Raw genomic sequence first — 15,837 nt, forward strand, 5'->3', positions numbered from 1 at the left:
GTCGCACAGGATCACGCCGTGCCCCCGCCCGCACCCGAGGGGAGGAACTGGAAGCCGACCCGGTGCCGCCCTTCGGGCAACGGACTGGCCGTGCGCACGCTGTAGGGCGTGCTGGTCAGGTTGAGCAACATCGCCGGGCAGCCGTCGAGGACGACGAACGCCCAGCCGTTGGTCCAGTCGCCCATGGCCGCCAGGACACCGCTGCCGCCCCCGGCCGGGACGTCCACGTCCGCCTCCAGCAACGCGCCGCCGCCCAGCGAGGGCACCGCCTCGTCGGCGACGGGGGAGCCGCCGGGATGGACGACGAGCGGGTCGGGGGCGGGCCACAGCGGTGGCTCCATCGTCATCACCCGGCGCTGCATGTCGTCCTGGAGCGGGAGGACCTGGTTGCGCTCGGCGAGCTCCCACCACAGTCCGTCGAGCTCCTTGACGACCTCCGGGTGGTCGTCGGCCAGGTCCCGGCTCTCCGCGAAGTCGTCCTCCAGCCGGTAGAGGCTCCACCGGTCGGTGTCGAAGGACCTGCTGCCCGGCAGCAGTGCCTCCTCGTCCAGCATCCCCATCGGGACGTGGTCGGTGGTGGCCTTCCAGCCGTCGTGCACGACCGAGCGGGAGCCGATCATCTCGAAGTACTGGGTGGTCATGGTGTCCGAGGCCCCGGCGTCGTCGAAGGAGGCCCGCAAGGACCGGCCCGCGATCTCCTGCTGGGGCACCCCGTCGACCTCGTCGGGGGCACTGACCCCGCACACGTCCAGGATCGTCGGGACGATGTCGACGATGTGACACATCTGCTCGCGGACGGCACCGGGATCACTGACGCCGCCGGCCGGCCTGACGATCAACGGGGTGCGGGTGCCCCCGAGCCAGGTGTGGCGCTTCCACAGCTTGAACGGCGCGTTGCCCGCCCAGGCCCAGCCCCACGGATAGTGGTTGTAGGCCCGCGTTCCGCCGATCTCGTCGATCCCGGCCAGGTTGTCCTCGATGCTCTCCGGCACGCGGTAGCCGTAGCGGTGCTCGTTGATGGAGCCCACCGTCCCGCCCTCGGCGCTCGCGCCGTTGTCGGAGGTCAGGATCACCATGGTGTTCTCCGCGACGCCCATCTCCTCCAGGCCCGCCATCAGGCGACCGAGGTGGTGGTCGAAGTGGGTCATGAAACCGGCGTACACCTCGTGGAAGCGGGCGAAGAGGCGCCTCTCCTCCTCGGTGCACTCCTCCCAGTCGGGGATCCAGTCCGGCCGCTCGCTGAGCTCGGTGCCCTCCGGCACGATCCCGGCTGCCACCTGGCGGGCGAAGACCTCCTCGCGCCACTTCTCCCACCCCTGGTCGAACGCGCCGGCGTACTCGTCGGCCCACTCCCGGGGCACCTGGTGCGGTGCGTGGGCCGTGCCCGGGGCGAAGTAGAGGAAGAAGGGCTTCTCCGGGGCCGCGTTGTTCTGGTCACGCACCATTCGCAGCGCCTCGTCGGTGAGGTCCTCGGTGAGGTGGTAACCCTCCACCGGTGCCTCGGGCGGTTGGATCGGTGTGTTGTCCCGCACCAGGTTGGGCGTCCACTGGTTGGCGTCGCCGTGCAGGAACCCGTAGAACCGCTCGAATCCCTGGGCCAGCGGCCAACTGTCGAACGGACCGGCGGCGGTCCGGTCGAACCGCGGGGTCAGGTGCCACTTGCCGACCGCCATCGTGCTCCAGCCCGCGTCGCGCAGCACCCGGGCGACGCTCGCGGCCGACCGGGGGATCCGTGCGTTGTAGCCGGGGAACCCGGTGGGCATGTCGACCAGGAGCCCCATGCCGACGGCGTGCGGGTTGCGGCCGGTCAGCAACGAGGCGCGGCTCGGCGAGCAGAGGGCGGTGACGTGGAACCGGTTGTAGCGCAGGCCCTCGGCGGCGAGACGGTCCATGGTCGGGGTCTTGATGTCGGCGCCGAAGGCGCCGATCTGGGCGAACCCGACGTCGTCGAGGACCACCACGACGACGTTGGGCGCCCCGGCCGGGCGGGGCCGCGGGGGATGCCAGGGGACGGAGTCGTCCAGGGTTCGTCCGATCTTCGGGCCGTCGGCCATGGAGAGCCTCTCTCTACGTGGGTCGGTGGTGGACGGGCGGGTCGCAGGGCCTGCGGGCTCGGCGGGCCGCGGTCGGAGCCGATCGCTGAACCAGCAGGAGCGCGGCCGGACCGGTGGTCAGATGAGGCTGTCGCGTACGTCGAGGCCGAACGAGTGACGGCCGAACTGGGTGAGGGCCCGGTCGATGTCGTTGGCGACGTGCACGCTGCCGGCGTGCGCGTCTCGCCAGGCGCGCTCGATCGGGTTGCCGCGGTGCAGCGAGTTGGCCCCGGCGGTCTTGAACAGCAGCTCGACCGCGTGCAGCGCGCGTTCGGTGGCGATCACCTGGTCGCGTCGTGCGCGCACGCGGAGATCCAGGCCGACCGGTCCGGGTCCGGCGTCGGCGGCCGACCAGAGGTCGTCGAGGTTGCGCTCCAGCTGCAGCCAGGACGCGTCCAGCTCGGAGGCGGCCCTGGCGACGGCGACCTGGGCGAACGGATCGTCGGCGAACCTGCCGCCGGCGGGGCTGACGCGGACCCGGTCGCGCATGTGCTGCTGCCAGGCGATCAGGCACCCCTCGACCGCGCCGAGCACGGGGACGGTGACCGCGTTGGTGAAGATCGAGGCGAACGGGAGCCGGAAGAGGGTGCCGTCGTTGACCTGGAGTCCCGGGGCCCCGCCGGACTGCTGGGCGGCGTGGGTGAGCGCCCGATGGGCGGGGACGAACGCCTCGTCGACGAGGATGTCGTTGCTCCCCGTGCCGCGCAGGCCGACGACGTCCCAGGTGTCCTCGACCCGGAAGTCCGACCGCGGCAGGAGAACGGTGGTGTGCACGGGGGTCTCGCTGCCGTCGGAGACGAGGCCGCCGAGCAGCGCCCAGTCGGCGTGGTCGGAACCGGAGGAGAAGCTCCAGTGGCCCGAGACCCGGAATCCACCCTCGACCGCGTCGAGCCGGCCGACCGGAGCGTACGCCGAGCACAGCACGGCGTCGGGGGTGTCGCCGAAGACCTCGTCCTGAGTGACTTCGGAGAAGAGTCCGACGTGCCACGGGTGCACGCCGAGCACCGAGGCGACCCAGCCGGTCGACCCGCAGGCAGCGGCCAGCGCCCGGATCACCTCGAAGAACTCCTGCGGGCTCGCCTCGTGACCGCCGTACCGCTTGGGCTGCAGCATGCGCAGCACCCCGGCGGAGATCAGTTCGTCGATGGTCTCGGCCGGAAGCCGGCGCTGCTCGTCCGCGATCCCCGATCGGGCGGCGATCGTCGGCATCGCGGGACGGAGGATGTCGAGAACTCTGGTCACGCCTCGATGCTGGAGCCGGACCGAGGGGAGACGGGCACCGGTCCCGGCGAGCGGGACCGGCACTTCAGCGGCCCTCGGCCGCGGCCGCCCGGCCCGCCCGTCGCCCGAAGAACGTGCCGTCGCCGAGCGAGGTGCCGCTGACGTAGCCGAAGCCGTGGATGCCCGAGGACGCGCGGCCGGCGGCGAAGAGCCCCGGCACCGGCGCGCCGGCCGCGTCGAGGACGGCGCCGTCCAGATCGGTCCGCAGGCCACCGAGCGTGAAGCCCGAGACGCCGGTCGAGCCCGGACGTCCGCCGAACGCGGGCCCGAAGCCACGGCCTGCGTCGATCACCGCGTACGGCGCACGGAGCGGCCGCAGCCAGCGGGGGTCCTTGTGGTGGAGCTGGTCCACCCCCGCCGCAGCGTCGCTGTTGTAGCGGTCGACGGTGGCGACCAAGGAGCCGGGCGGCAGCCCGACCTCGGACTCGAGCTCGGCGAGGTCGGAGCCGACCGCGAGCGGCTGGACGCCCCAGCGCTCGGACTCGGTGACCTCGTCCCAGCCCTGCTCGTCGACGAACGTGAACCAGGGCCGGGCTGGTGCAGCACCGCACCTTGGCTGAAGCGGCCGGGGTAGACGTCCTCGTTGATGAACCGCTCGCCGCGACCGTTGACCAGCATGCCGCGACAGGCGAGCGCGGGCACGGCCGAGAGCGCGATCTGGGTCGTGGACATCCGGCGGACGGTGCCGCCGACCGACAACCCGAGCCGGATGCCGCTGCCGTCGTCGCGTCCGTCACTGACCCGGCCGTGACCGCTGAGGACGGGGGCGTGGTCGGCGACCATCGTCTCGTCGTCGGCGAAACCGCCGGTCGTGAGCACGACTGCGCGGCGCGCCCGATAGGTGACGTCCTCGCCGAACCGGCGGGCGTGCACCGCCACCACCGTTCCGTCGGCCGCCGTCTCCAGGGCGTGGGCGCGGGTGTCGGTGTGGACCGCGACCCCGGCGGCGTCGACGGCGGCGAGGAGCCGGTCCATCAGGACCTGCCCGCCGTGACCCGGGGTCGCCGGACGGTGGCCTCGGGGCGCGGGCTCGGTGAGCTCGGTGAACGGCCAGGCGTTCTCGCCGAGCCACATCAGGCCGTCCTCGGTCGGCGGCAGCCACGACACGCCGTCGTAGCGGCTCGGTCGGAACGGCACGCCGAGACCGACGAACCAGCGGTAGTGCTCCGGACTTCCGTCGCAGTAGGCGCGCAGCTTGGCCTCGTCGGCGTACGGTCCCAGGGCCGCGGTCAGGTAGGCGAACATCCGGTCCGGGTCGTCGGTGACGCCGCAGGCGGTCTGGAGGTCCGTGCCGCCGCCGAGGTAGAGCTCGCCGCCCGACAGCGCGGAGGAGCCGCCGGGGCCGCCGGCGCCCTCCAGGGCGACGACCCGCGCTCCGGCCGCTGCCGCCTCGATGGCGGCGGCGGCGCCGGCGCAGCCGAGGCCGACGACGACCACGTCGGCGTCGGCCTCGCCCGGTCGGACCGGGTTGCTCGCAGCGCGGTCGGTCACGACGGGGGCGTGAAGGCGGCCAGGCGCACCGGCGCGATCCAGTCGTGCCCCCAGTAGCTGTCGGCGGTGATCTCCTCGGCGGTGTAGGAGGTCTCGTCGACGAGCATCCCCTCGCAGCCGTACTCGATGTCCCAGCCGCCGGGTGCCCGGACGTAGAAGGAGATCATCTTGTCGTTGGTGTGCCGACCGAGCGTGGAGGAGAGCGAGAAGCCCCGCTTGTTGATCTCGTCCAGCGCGCGTCCGACGGCGTCCAGGTCGTCGACCTCGACCATCAGGTGCACCAGGCCGGGGGCTTCCCCGTGCGGGGCGGCGCAGACCGCCAGGCTGTGGTGGCGGCGGTTGATGCCGAGGAAGCGGATCCGACTGGGCCCGTCGCCCATCCGCATCGCTCCGCGGGGCAGGAAGCCGAGGACCTGCTCGTAGAAGGTGACGGTCTCCTCGGCGTGGGGTGTCGGCAGCACCACGTGCCCGAGGCCCTCGGCGCCGGTGTGGAACTTCTGGCCCCAGCGGGTCAGCACCGGGCTGTGGTCGAGCGTGGGGCCGAAGAAGACCTCCAGCCGGGTGCCGGCCGGGTCGTCGAACGCGATCGCGGCCTCGACTCCGAGCTCGCGGCACTCCGCGTCGCCCAGCGTCTTGACGGCACGACCGCTGGCCTCGACGTCGCGGGCGACGGCGTCCAGCGCGTACTGGTCGCGGACCTCCCAGCCGACGGCGAGGACGCGGTCGTCCTCGCCGGGGAGCACGGCCAGGCGCTGCTGCCGCTCGTCGAGCCGCAGATAGAGGGCGTCGGCCCGGGGGCCGGACCCCTCGCCGAAGCCGAGGGAGTCGATCGCCAGCTCGCGCCAGCGGGGAGGTCGGTGCTCTGCACCCGGAGGTAGCCGAGGCTGCGCAGGTGGGTCATCGCGTTGCTCCTGTCGTCGTGTTCGCGCGGGATCAGATCATCGAGCGCAGCGGACCGGCCGGGGGCTCGAGCCCGAGGTCGGTCAGCGCTGCGGAGTGGAAGGTGGGGCCCTGGACGTGGATCGCGTGGGCCAGCCCGGTGTGCGCATCGCGCCAGACCCGCTGCAGCGGGTTGTCCCGGCGCATCGCGTTGCCGCCGGAACGTGCGACGACCTCGTCCATGGCCCGCACCGCGCGCCAGGCCGCCTGGACCTGGGTGCGCCGGCCGACCGCCCGCTCGGCGAAGGAGTGGGTGTGGCCGGACGCCACGGCGTCGTACATCTGGGTGATGTTGTCGAGCAGCGCCGCCCGCGAGGCCTGGATGTCGGCGGCCGCCTCGCTCAGGGCGAACAGCGCGTAGGGGTCGTCCTTGCTCTGCGCCCCGGAGATCAGGGTGCGGCCGGCCTGCCACTGCGAGTGGAGCCGCAGCGCACCCTCGCACATGCCGATCACGGCAGAGGTGATGCCGAGCGGGAAGACCGCCGAGAACGGCACGTGATAGCCCGGCTCGGACAGTCCCGCGCGGCGGGCGGCGACCCCCTCGGCGACATCGAGGTAGGCGAGGGTGCGGTAGCCGGGGATGAACGCACCGTCGACGATGACGTCCTTGCTGCCGGTCCCGTTGAGCCCGACGACGTCCCAGCTGTCCGCCACGATCGTGTAGTCCTCGCGGGGCAGGATGACGTGCATCTGCACCGCGGGCTGGACCGGCTTGCCCTCCGCGTCACCGAGCAGCGCGCCGAGGAAGATCCAGTCGCAGTGGTCGGTGCCGGAGGAGAACTGCCACCGGCCCTTGAGGGTGTAGCCGGGCTCGTCCCCGTCGGAGGAGGGGGTCAGCACGCCCATCGGGGCGTACGGCGACGCGAGCCAGGTGTCCGGGTCGGTTCCCCAGACCTCCTCCTGGACCCGCTCGTCGGCCATCGCGAGCTCCCAGGGGTGGACACCGACGATGCCGGCCACCCAGCCGGTGGAGCCGTCGAGCGAGGCGATCCGCATCACCGTCTCGGCGAACTCGCGCGGGTGCGCCTCGAACCCCCGTGGGTGGCGGGCTGCAGCATCCGCATCATGCCGGACTCGCGCAGCACGGCGGCGGCCCGGTCGTCCAGGCGTCCCAGCGCCTCGTTGGACGGCGCGAGCGCGATCAGCTCGTCGGCGCGAGCGTCGATCGCGGTGCGCACGGACCCCGAGTGGGTGGTGGCGGTCTCGGTCATCGGAGGACTCCTGTCCGCGCCAGCCCCTCGGCGGCGCTGTCGGTGGCGGGTTCCGCGGACCGGGCGGTCCGGCGGAGGAAGGCGAGGACGGCGGACTCCCAGGCGGCCTGCTGCTCGATCATCGCCCAGTGGCCGCAGCGGGGGAGGACGTGCAGCTCGGCGTTGGGGATGGTGCGCATCGGGACCAGGGACATGTCGAGCGGGCTGACCCGGTCGTCGCGTCCCCAGGTGAGCAGTGTCGGCACGGTGACCCGGTGCAGCATCGCCCAGTACGGCGCGCGGTCGGACGTGGCGGCCGACCGCTTGCGTGCGGCGGTGGCCGCGCGACCGTACATGCGCAGCGACGCCTCGAGGGTCGCGGGCGCGGTCGCCTGCTCCCACCGCTCGGCGATGAGCTCCTCGGTGACCATCGCCGGGTCGTGGACCATCGACTCCAGCCACTGCACGAGAGCCTCGCGCGTGGGGTTCTCGGAGAAGTCGGTGAGCCGGACGATCCCCTCGCCGGGCGACGGGCTGAAGATGCCGGTGCCGACGCCGCCGACGGTCACGATCCGGCTGAACAGCGCGGGGTCGGCGATCGCGGACTGCAGGGCGAGCACCCCGCCCATCGAGTTCCCGACGACCGGCACGCCACGCAGGTCGAGCGACTCGACGAACCGGGTGATCGCGCTCAGGCCGGAGACGAACGGGGACTGGTCCGTGTCGTGGCTGACGCCGAAGCCCGGGAACTCCAGCACCAGGCAGCGGAAGTGCTCCGCGAGCGCCGGCAGGTTCTGGCGGTAGTTGCGCCACCCGGTCACGCCGGGTCCGGAGCCGTGCAGGAGGAGCAGGGGCTCCCCGTCGCCGACCTCGTGGTAGCGCAGCACCCCGTCCTCGGTCGGGAGCTCGCGCAGGGTCGCCTCGCGGTCGGGGACCTGTCCGGTGCTCATCGGGCGGCCTCCGCCGGGGCGGGCTGCGAGCGGGCGGTCAGCACGTAGCCCTCGAAGCCGGAGTCGCGGACCCGGTCGCAGGCGGTGCGGTAGTTGCCGAAGCCACCGATGTAGGGCATGAACGTGCGTGCCTTGCCATCGATGTTGGCGCCGGTGTACCACGATGCCGCTGCGGCGAAGAGCGTGCCGGCGGCGACCTCGCCGAGGTGGTCGGTCCACTTCTCCGCGGCGTCGAGGCGCGGCTCGGCCTGGTCGATGCCGTCGCGACGGCACGTCTCCATCAGGGCCAGGCACCAGTCGACCTGCTGCTCGGAGTGGATCATCATGTTCGCGAGCACCGACGGGCTGCCGGGGCCGTTGACCGTGAACAGGTTCGGGAACCCGGGCACCCCCAGGCCGAGGTAGGTGAGCGGTCCGTCCGCCCAGACCTGGTCGAGCCTCGCGCCGCGCGCGCCCTGCAGGTCGATCCGGGTCAGCGCGCCGGTGAGCGCGTCGAAGCCGGTGGCGAAGACGAGGACGTCGATATCGTGCGAGCCGGTCTCGGTCTTGATGCCCCAGTCGGTGACCGCGGTGATCGGGTCGCGCTGCAGATTCACCAGCTCGACGTTGTCGCGGTTGTACATCGCGTAGTAGCCGGAGTCGGTGACGATCCGCTTGGTGCCGATCGGGTAGCCGCGCGGCGTGAGGTCGTCGGCGGTCTGCGGGTCGGTGACGATCTCGCGGATCTTGCGCTCGGCGAACTCGCGGGCGTAGTCGTTGGCGACCAGGTCGCTGGACTGGTCGGGGAAGGTCTTGGCGAAGAGCACGCCGCCCTCCTGCCATCGGGCCTCGAACGCCGCCTCGCGCTCCTCGGCGGTGACCTCGGTGGCCTTCTTCGGATGCGACAGGTGCGGGCTGGCGGCCGGGGCGTAGGCGGAGACCGACCGACGCTGCGGGTACTCCTCCTGGATCGCCGCCTGCTCGTCCGTCGTCAGCGGTCGGTTGGCGGCCGGGACCGTGTAGTTGGCGGTCCGCTGGAAGACCGTCAGGGACCGCGCCTGCTCGGCGATGATCGGGGCCACCTGGATGCCCGAGGAGCCGGTGCCGATCAGGCCGACGCGCTTGCCGCGGAAGTCGACGGACTCGTGCGGCCACTGGGCGGTGAAGTAGGTCTCCCCGGCGAAGTCGTCGATGCCGGGCAGGTCCGGCCTGATCGGCGCGGAGAGGCAGCCGGTGGCCATCATCACGAACCGGGTGCGGATCGTGGAGCCGTCATCGGTGGTGAGGGTCCACGTGGACGCGTCCTCGTCGAAGACGGCGCGCTCCAGGCGGGTGTCGAAGCGGAACCGGTCGCGCAGGCGGTAGCGGTCGGCCACGTGCTCGACGTACGCCAGGATCTCCGGCTGGGCGGCGAACCGCTCGGTCCACTCCCACTCCTGCTCCAGCGTCCGGTCGAAGGTGTAGGAGTAGTCGACGCTCTCCACGTCGCAGCGAGCGCCGGGGTAGCGGTTCCAGTACCAGGTGCCGCCCACGTCGCTGCCCGCCTCCAGCCCGACCACGTCGAGGCCGGTCTCGGTCGCGCGATGCATCGCGTACAGACCGGCGATGCCGGCACCGACCACGACCAGGTCGTGGGCGTTCTGCTCGGGGGTCGGAGTGGTCATGTCCTCTTCCTTCTGGTGGGGTGCGTAGGCGGTCACGCGGTCAGGCCGCCGTCGACGCTGTGCTCGGCGCCGGTCGTGAAGCCGGCGGCGTCGCTGCACAGGAAGGCGACCGTGGCGGCCACCTCGTCGGGTCGGGCGGCGCGCGCCAGCGGGATCTGTGACCAGTTCACGCGGTCGCTGGCCATCATCTGGGTCTCGATCGGGCCGGGGCACACCGCATTCACGCGGATCCCGCGCGCGCCGAGCTCGCGAGCCGCGGAGCGGGTGATGCCGCGCACCCCGAACTTGGTCGCCGAGTACGGCGTGGCGCCGGCCAGGCCGGCGAGCCCGGCGGTGGAGGCGATGTTCACGATCGCGCCGCCGTCGGCCATCGTCCGGGCGGCCGCACGAACGCCGAGCAGCGTGCCGCGCAGGTTGACGTCGAGGACCAGGTCGAGGTCCTCCTCGGTCCAGGTGGCCAACGGTGCGTTGCGGTAGACGCCCGCGTTGTTGACCAGGAGGTCGAAGCTGCCGTGGCGCTCCACGAGCGTCTCGACGGCGGCCTCCCACGCTGCCGCATCCCGTACGTCGAGGGCGACCGCGGTTGCGGAGCCGTCCTCGCCGGCGGAGATGTCGGCGGCCGTGGCGGTGGCGGCCGCGAGATCGACGTCGGCCACGACGACGTGCGCACCGTAGCTCGCCAGGCACCGCGCGATGGCGGCGCCGAGGCCCCGCGCGGCGCCGGTGACCAGCGCGCCGCGGCCGGCCAGGTCCAGGTCGGCCGCCTTCATGCCGACTCCGGCCGCACGCCGTCGAGCAGCACCCGCAGGTCCTGCCAGAGCAGTTGGCGGGCCGACTCGCCGGCGCGCAGGGCGAGCATCGTCATGAAGCCGTGGAAGAGACCGGGATAGGTGCGGCGGATCACCGGGACCCCCGCGGCGGCCAGCCGGTCGGCGTACTGCTCGGCCTCCGAGCGCAGCGGGTCCGCTCCGGCCACCGCGATCACGGCGGGGGCGAGTCCGGTGTGGTCGGCGGCCCGTGCAGGGGCGACGAGGTCGACGGGTTCGGTCGGGATGCGGTCCGGCGTGCCCAGGTACTGCTGCCAGTACCACTCCATCGCGGCCCGCGTGTTGTAGGGGCCGTCGGCGTAGGTGGTGAAGCTCGGGGTGTCGCACGCCGGGTCGATGACCGGGTAGAGCAGTGCCTGCGCGGCGAGCTCGGGCCCCTGGCGGTCCCGGGTCATCAGTGCGACCACGGCGGCGAGGTTGCCCCCCGCGCTGTCGCCGGCGACCACGGTCCGGGCCGGGTCCGCGCCGAGCCCGCTCGCGTGCTCCGCGGCCCAGACGAGCGCCGCGTAGGCGTCCTCGGCGGCAGCCGGCGCCGGGTGCTCGGGCGCCAGCCGGTAGTCGACCGAGACCACGACGGCGTCGACCCCGCGGGCCATCGCCCGGCAGAAGGCGTCGTGGGACTCGACGTCGCAGAAGACGAAGCCGCCGCCGTGCAGGAAGACGACCAGGGGGCGGGCTGCCGGCGTGTCATCGGCGCCGTGCGGCTGGTAGATCCGGGCGCGGATGTCGCCGTCCGCGCCCGGGATGATGACGTCCTCCGTCGAGCGCACGTCGTCCGGGTTGGGGGTCGGCTGGCGGCGTGCGGCAATGGCCGCCCGCGCCTCGGGGCCCGTCATGGTCTGCACCTTCGGGGCGCCCTCGCTGAGCGCGGCGATGAACTGCTCCACCTCGTCGTCGATCACCCTCGCGACCCTCCTTCACCTGCTGTGGACTCGAGCACTTTCGTGAACGTAGGTCCGGGTCAGGGGGGTCAACGGAGTGATCCCGATCATCGGGACGTGCCAGAGCGGCCCGGCCCGGGGAGCGTTCGGGGAAGGCGGCCCACCGTCGCTGGAGTGGCCGCTGGAGGGCCGTATGATCGCCATCACAGCGCCCGTTGCGACCGTGTCCGGGGCCGTTGTCCGCGACAGGAAGAAGGTCGACCCGCGTGTCCAGCAGCACCAGCAGGACCAGCAGCGGCAGCAAGTCTGGCAGCAGCAAGGCAGGCGGCCGCGAGGCAGGCTCCGGCGACGCGCCGGTCTCGATGGTGGCCCGGATCGCGGTCATCATGCGGGTCTTCGACGAGCCGGGCGCCCGGTTCCGCCTCGACGAGGTCGCCGTACGCACCGGTCTTCCCCGCTCGACGGTGCACCGGATCCTGGACCAGCTGCTGGCGACCGGCTGGATCCAACGCCGTGCGGACGGCTACTCGCTCTCCGCCGGCGCATCGACCACGCGTCACTCCCTAGTGGAGCACCCCGAGCTGCGCGCGGTCGCGGCACCGGTGCTCAACAGGCTGCACCTCGACACCGGTCTGGCGGTGCATCTCGGTGTCCTGCTCGGCACCGAGGTGCTCGTGCTGGACCGGGTGGTCGGTCGCAGCACCACCGGACTGCCCACTCGCGTCGGCGGACGCATCCCTGCTCACGCCACCGCTCTGGGGAAGGCGATCCTCGCGCACCAGTCGGCCGAGGACGTGGAGGCCCTCTACCGGATCGGCATCAGCAAGCGGACCCCGCGCACGATCGGCGACGTCGGCACCCTGCACCAGGAGTGCTCCGGGATCCGTTCACGCCGAGGGCTCGCGTTCGAGAACGAGGAGTTCGTGCTGGGCTGCTCGGCGCTCGGAGCCGCCGTGTTCGGCTCCGACGGCGTCGTCGGTGCGATCTCCATCGGCGGCTTCGTCCCGATGGAGAAGATCGAACGCCTCGGGCCCCTGGTGGTGCGGGCCGCCGCGCACATCAGTCAGCGGCTCGCCGGCGTCAGGAACACCACGGAGGTGGCGCGTCCCGTCACCGACGGCGTGCTCGGCCGGGTCATGCAGACATTGCCGGCCGACGGCTGGATCTGACCGGCCAGCGCCACCGGCCAGCGCCACCGGCACGGTCCTCGTGGAGTCGGGCGCCGGCTCACCAGTACCGGTCGTTGATGTCCGTCCCGAATGCCCAGCGGCCGTAGATCCCCAGCACGTCCTCAGCGTGGTTGACGGCGTTGGACCGCGCCACCTGCGCCTCCCGCCAGGCACGCTGGAGCGGGTGGTGACGCCCCCAGGCCTCGGCTCCTGCGGCGTCGAGGAGGTGTCCGATCGCGCGACTGCAACGTTCGGCCAGCAACGCCTGGTCGCGGCGGGCCCGGATCGCCAGGCCGGTGTCGGGCACCACGTTCGCCCGGACGTCGTCCATCAGCTCGATCAGGTTGCGCTGCATCTGGCGCCATGCCGCGTGCAGGTCGGTCACGGTGCGTGCCACCACGGGCAGGGAGGCCGCCTCCGGACGGTCGGCGACGAGGGCGGCGTAGGCACCCTCCGCCGCGCCGAGGGCCGGCAGGGCCAGGGCGTGGGTGTGCACGGTGGAGTACGGCAACCGGTAGACGGGGGAGCGCTGGGTGAGGTGCTCGCGTGCCCCGTGCACGGCGCGTCCCTGCGATCCGAAGAGGCGGTGGCCCCGGACCACCAGGTCCTTCACCACGATGCTGTCGGCGCCGATGGCGCGCAGACCGGTGGGATCCCAGCTGCGCTCGATGGTGAAGTCCTGGGCGGGGACGAGCACTTGGGTGAAGTCGGCGGGCTCGCCCGCGTCGTTCAGCAGCACCGCGCCCAGGCAGGCCCAGGCGGCGTGGTGCACGCCTGCTGCTGCCCGCCAGCGCCCGGAGAGGACGAAGCCGTCCGCGGCCGGTCGAAGCGTGCCGTCGGGGATGTAGCAGGAGGCGATCAGGGAGCGCGCGCCCTCGGTGCCCCAGATCTCGTCGCGCACGCCCTCGTCGAAGAGCGCGACGTGCCACTCGTTCGATGCCAGGGCGGAGGCGACCCACCCGGTCGCCGTGCAGCCACGGGAGAGCAGGCGGATCGCCCGGGCGAACTCCACGGGGTCGCTCTCGCTCCCGCCATGGGAGGAGGGGCGGAACAGACGGAAGAGACCGAGGTCGTCCAAGCGGTCGATCACCGCCTCGTCGACTGCCCCCTGGACATCGACCTCGGCGGCGTCGCGGGCGAGCTCGGGCACCATCACGCGGATCTCGTCGAGCAGTCGGTCGGTCACCAATCCGTCCTCTCGTCTCTGCGGACCCGCGGGTGCGGCGGACCCGTGATGGATCGGCCCCGCCGGAGATCGCCGCCCGAGACCGTCGCCGGGCCATGGCCTCTCGTTGCCCGGGTGACCGGTGTCACCGTGCAGATGGATACTAGGGTAGGACGGTCGGGATGGTCGTTCGGCACGGGGCATCTGCACCGGGACAGTAGGGAGTCGCAGTGGGTTCGGTCCGCGAGCTGGTGGCCGAGTTGGTCCCCTCGATCCGCGAGGAGGCCTCACGCACCGAGGCGCAGCGCTCGGTGCCGACCGAGGTGCTGGCCGCTCTGCTGAGCACGGGCATCTTCTCGACCTCCTCGCCGGAGGACCGGGGGAGCGGACGGCGGAGCTCCTCGAGGTGGTGCACCTGGTCGCCGGTGCCTGCGGCTCCACGGGCTGGCTCACCGCGCACCTCGGTGCTGCGTCCCGGCTCCTCGACGCGTTCGAGAAGGACGTCCGCGCCGACCTGATCGGTCCCGAAGGGGCGGCGCCACCCGTGGCCTTCACGCTGGAGCCCGGCGGGCGGCTGACCGAGACCGAGGACGGACTGCGCCTCGACGGCCGCTGGACCGCGGTCACCGGGGCGGCGTACGCCGGACACCTGATCCTCGCGGCCCGCCGGCGCGGATTCGAAGCGCCCGGACCGCTCGGTGTGGTCCTGGTGCCGATCGAGTCCTGCCGGGTGGCGCCCGCGATCGACACCATCGGCCTGACCGCGATCGGGTCGCTCGACGTCGCCGTCGAGGGGGTCGCGGTGCCCGAGGAACACTGGTGCGAGGTCGACGGCCTGCCGTCGACGACCACGGCGCCGGTGGGTGCGGTCGTGGCGATGGCTCTGGTCGGAGCCGCGCACGGCGCCCTGGACACCCACGTCGCCCAGGTGGCCGCACGCGTGGCGCTGTCGCACGGCGGCGAGGAAGTGCGCACCGGCGACCTGTCGCCCACCAAGGTCGGTCGCGCCGCGTCACTGCTGGACGCGGCCGCGCTGCTGCTGGCAGGCGACGTGGACACGGACCCGGACGGTCTGCCCCAGGATCGACTGGAGCACCAGGTCTATGCCGTCAACCGCTCGGTCCAGGCGGCGGAGCTGGTCTTCTCCAGCATGCGTACGCACGCACTGGACGCCGATGATCCGGTGGCGCGGCTGTGGCGCGACGTGCGGGTGGGCGGCGATCAGGCCCGTACTCTGACGACCCGGCTCCGCTCCCTGGGCGGCTGACCCGGCGGACCGCCCCGGGTCGGTAGTGACGCGCGTCGGTGGACTTCCGTACCGTCAGTGGGTACCGGTGCCGCCCAGGGTGGCGCGCAGGCTGGCCAGCTCGGCGGCACTCAGGCCGTTGTCGAGCAGGAACCGCCCGGCACCGCCGTACTGCTCGTGGAGTGCTCGGACCAGTTGGCGGATCGCCTCGCCGTCCACGCTCATCACCCCGTTGGCCACCGGCGGCAGGTTGCGGTAGGCGGGGATGGAGACGAGACGCTCCCGGATGGCAGGTGCGCGCTCGCTGGTGAGCACGTAGTCGGCGACGATGTCCTCGCCCGCGACGCCGACCGCGTCGAGGAGGACAGCGGCCACCACGCCGGTGCGGTCCTTGCCGGCCGCGCAGTGGAAGAGGACGCCCTGGCGGCTCGGGTCGGCCACCACCCGTGCGGCGGTGACGATCGAGTCGGTGCTGCCGGCCAGCAGCTGCTGGTAGAGAACGCCCAAGTCGGTGGTCCGGGTGTCCGGCACCACCACGTCGAGCCCGGTGTCGGTGGTCTTGCGGATCGGAGCCGAGACCACCTCCAGGCCCGCGTCGCCGAACAGCCCATGACCTTCGCGGGCTGCCTCGTCGGGCAGCCGGAGGTCGAGGATGGTGCGCAACCCGCGTCGCTGGACGAGCTCGGCGACGTCCGCGGGGACCGACTGCTGCAGGGTGGAGGCCCGGTAGGCCACGCCGAAGCGGGTGTGTCCACCGGTGGGCAGCGGGAGGCCGCCGAGGTCGCGCACGTTGTCCACCTCGGTCAGCCGCACCCAGCGGTCGCCGTCGAGGTCCCGTGCGTCGGCGCCCGTCGACTCTGCTGCTCCGGTCGGCTCCATCTCCCTGATCATGGCCCCCACGATCGCCACGCCGACAGGCCCCCCAGACCCTCGTCCCGTTCACCGGGAGAGATTCGTGTCAC

Annotated in this window: 14 protein-coding genes and 2 pseudogenes; 2 read left to right on the forward strand and 14 right to left on the reverse strand. The window is 72.7% G+C overall.

Going from position 1 to position 15,837, the window contains the following annotated elements:
* Positions 1-11: 11 nt before the first annotated feature.
* From FIV43_RS03555 to FIV43_RS03595, 12 genes and pseudogenes are all read right to left on the reverse strand, one after another.
* Positions 12-2,054, reverse strand: a complete 2,043-nt coding sequence (locus FIV43_RS03555) for an arylsulfatase (protein WP_141013020.1) — start codon at positions 2,052-2,054, stop codon at positions 12-14.
* A gap of 117 nt (positions 2,055-2,171) precedes the next feature.
* Positions 2,172-3,335 (reverse strand): 3-hydroxy-9,10-secoandrosta-1,3,5(10)-triene-9,17-dione monooxygenase oxygenase subunit, encoded by a 1,164-nt coding sequence (gene hsaA / locus FIV43_RS03560; RefSeq protein WP_196780961.1) that lies wholly within the window; start codon positions 3,333-3,335, stop codon positions 2,172-2,174.
* Between the two features lie 64 nt (positions 3,336-3,399).
* Positions 3,400-4,002, reverse strand: coding sequence for an FAD-binding protein (locus FIV43_RS23055; protein WP_269204079.1), 603 nt, complete (start codon positions 4,000-4,002; stop codon positions 3,400-3,402).
* Positions 3,939-4,865: pseudogene (locus FIV43_RS23060) on the reverse strand (FAD-dependent oxidoreductase); the annotation flags it as partial. The gene FIV43_RS23055 and the pseudogene FIV43_RS23060, both read right to left, overlap by 64 nt.
* A complete protein-coding gene (locus FIV43_RS03570) occupies positions 4,862-5,608 on the reverse strand; it encodes a VOC family protein (protein WP_231123663.1) in 747 nt (248 codons plus the stop codon). The gene FIV43_RS03570 and the pseudogene FIV43_RS23060, both read right to left, overlap by 4 nt.
* A 45-nt stretch (positions 5,609-5,653) precedes the next feature.
* Positions 5,654-5,701: pseudogene (locus FIV43_RS23675) on the reverse strand (hypothetical protein); the annotation flags it as partial.
* 97 nt (positions 5,702-5,798) lie between these two features.
* On the reverse strand, positions 5,799-6,800 hold the full coding sequence (locus FIV43_RS03575; RefSeq protein WP_231123664.1) for an acyl-CoA dehydrogenase family protein: 1,002 nt from the start codon (positions 6,798-6,800) through the stop codon (positions 5,799-5,801).
* Positions 6,800-7,015 carry a hypothetical protein gene (locus FIV43_RS21915; protein ID WP_231123665.1) on the reverse strand — a complete coding sequence of 72 codons (216 nt, stop codon included), beginning with the start codon at positions 7,013-7,015 and terminating at the stop codon, positions 6,800-6,802. Before FIV43_RS21915 ends, FIV43_RS03575 begins: the two co-directional genes overlap by 1 nt.
* Positions 7,012-7,944 carry an alpha/beta fold hydrolase gene (locus FIV43_RS03580; RefSeq protein ID WP_141013021.1) on the reverse strand — a complete coding sequence of 311 codons (933 nt, stop codon included), beginning with the start codon at positions 7,942-7,944 and terminating at the stop codon, positions 7,012-7,014. Before FIV43_RS03580 ends, FIV43_RS21915 begins: the two co-directional genes overlap by 4 nt.
* A complete protein-coding gene (locus FIV43_RS03585; RefSeq protein ID WP_141013022.1) occupies positions 7,941-9,587 on the reverse strand; it encodes a flavin-containing monooxygenase in 1,647 nt (548 codons plus the stop codon). The genes FIV43_RS03580 and FIV43_RS03585 overlap by 4 nt, the downstream gene beginning before the upstream one ends.
* A 32-nt stretch (positions 9,588-9,619) precedes the next feature.
* Positions 9,620-10,357 (reverse strand): SDR family NAD(P)-dependent oxidoreductase, encoded by a 738-nt coding sequence (locus FIV43_RS03590; RefSeq protein ID WP_141013023.1) that lies wholly within the window; start codon positions 10,355-10,357, stop codon positions 9,620-9,622.
* Positions 10,354-11,316, reverse strand: coding sequence for an alpha/beta hydrolase (locus FIV43_RS03595; protein WP_231123666.1), 963 nt, complete (start codon positions 11,314-11,316; stop codon positions 10,354-10,356). Before FIV43_RS03595 ends, FIV43_RS03590 begins: the two co-directional genes overlap by 4 nt.
* Positions 11,317-11,561: 245 nt before the next feature.
* Here FIV43_RS03595 and FIV43_RS03600 point away from each other — a divergent pair, with 245 nt between their 5' ends.
* Positions 11,562-12,464 carry an IclR family transcriptional regulator gene (locus FIV43_RS03600; protein ID WP_141013024.1) on the forward strand — a complete coding sequence of 301 codons (903 nt, stop codon included), beginning with the start codon at positions 11,562-11,564 and terminating at the stop codon, positions 12,462-12,464.
* A 58-nt stretch (positions 12,465-12,522) separates the two neighbouring features.
* Here FIV43_RS03600 and FIV43_RS20815 read toward each other — a convergent pair whose 3' ends face one another.
* Positions 12,523-13,650, reverse strand: a complete 1,128-nt coding sequence (locus FIV43_RS20815) for an acyl-CoA dehydrogenase family protein (protein WP_181407671.1) — start codon at positions 13,648-13,650, stop codon at positions 12,523-12,525.
* 385 nt (positions 13,651-14,035) lie between these two features.
* On the opposite strand from FIV43_RS20815, the gene FIV43_RS20820 reads away from it, so the two are divergent.
* The gene (locus FIV43_RS20820; protein WP_181407672.1) at positions 14,036-14,896 is read left to right on the forward strand and encodes an acyl-CoA dehydrogenase family protein; all 861 of its coding nucleotides are present in this window, start codon (positions 14,036-14,038) and stop codon (positions 14,894-14,896) included.
* 54 nt (positions 14,897-14,950) lie between these two features.
* Here FIV43_RS20820 and FIV43_RS03615 read toward each other — a convergent pair whose 3' ends face one another.
* Positions 14,951-15,766, reverse strand: coding sequence for a tyrosine-protein phosphatase (locus FIV43_RS03615; protein WP_141013027.1), 816 nt, complete (start codon positions 15,764-15,766; stop codon positions 14,951-14,953).
* Positions 15,767-15,837: the final 71 nt, after the last annotated feature.

Source organism: Nocardioides sambongensis, from assembly GCF_006494815.1.
GTDB lineage: Bacteria > Actinomycetota > Actinomycetes > Propionibacteriales > Nocardioidaceae > Nocardioides > Nocardioides sambongensis.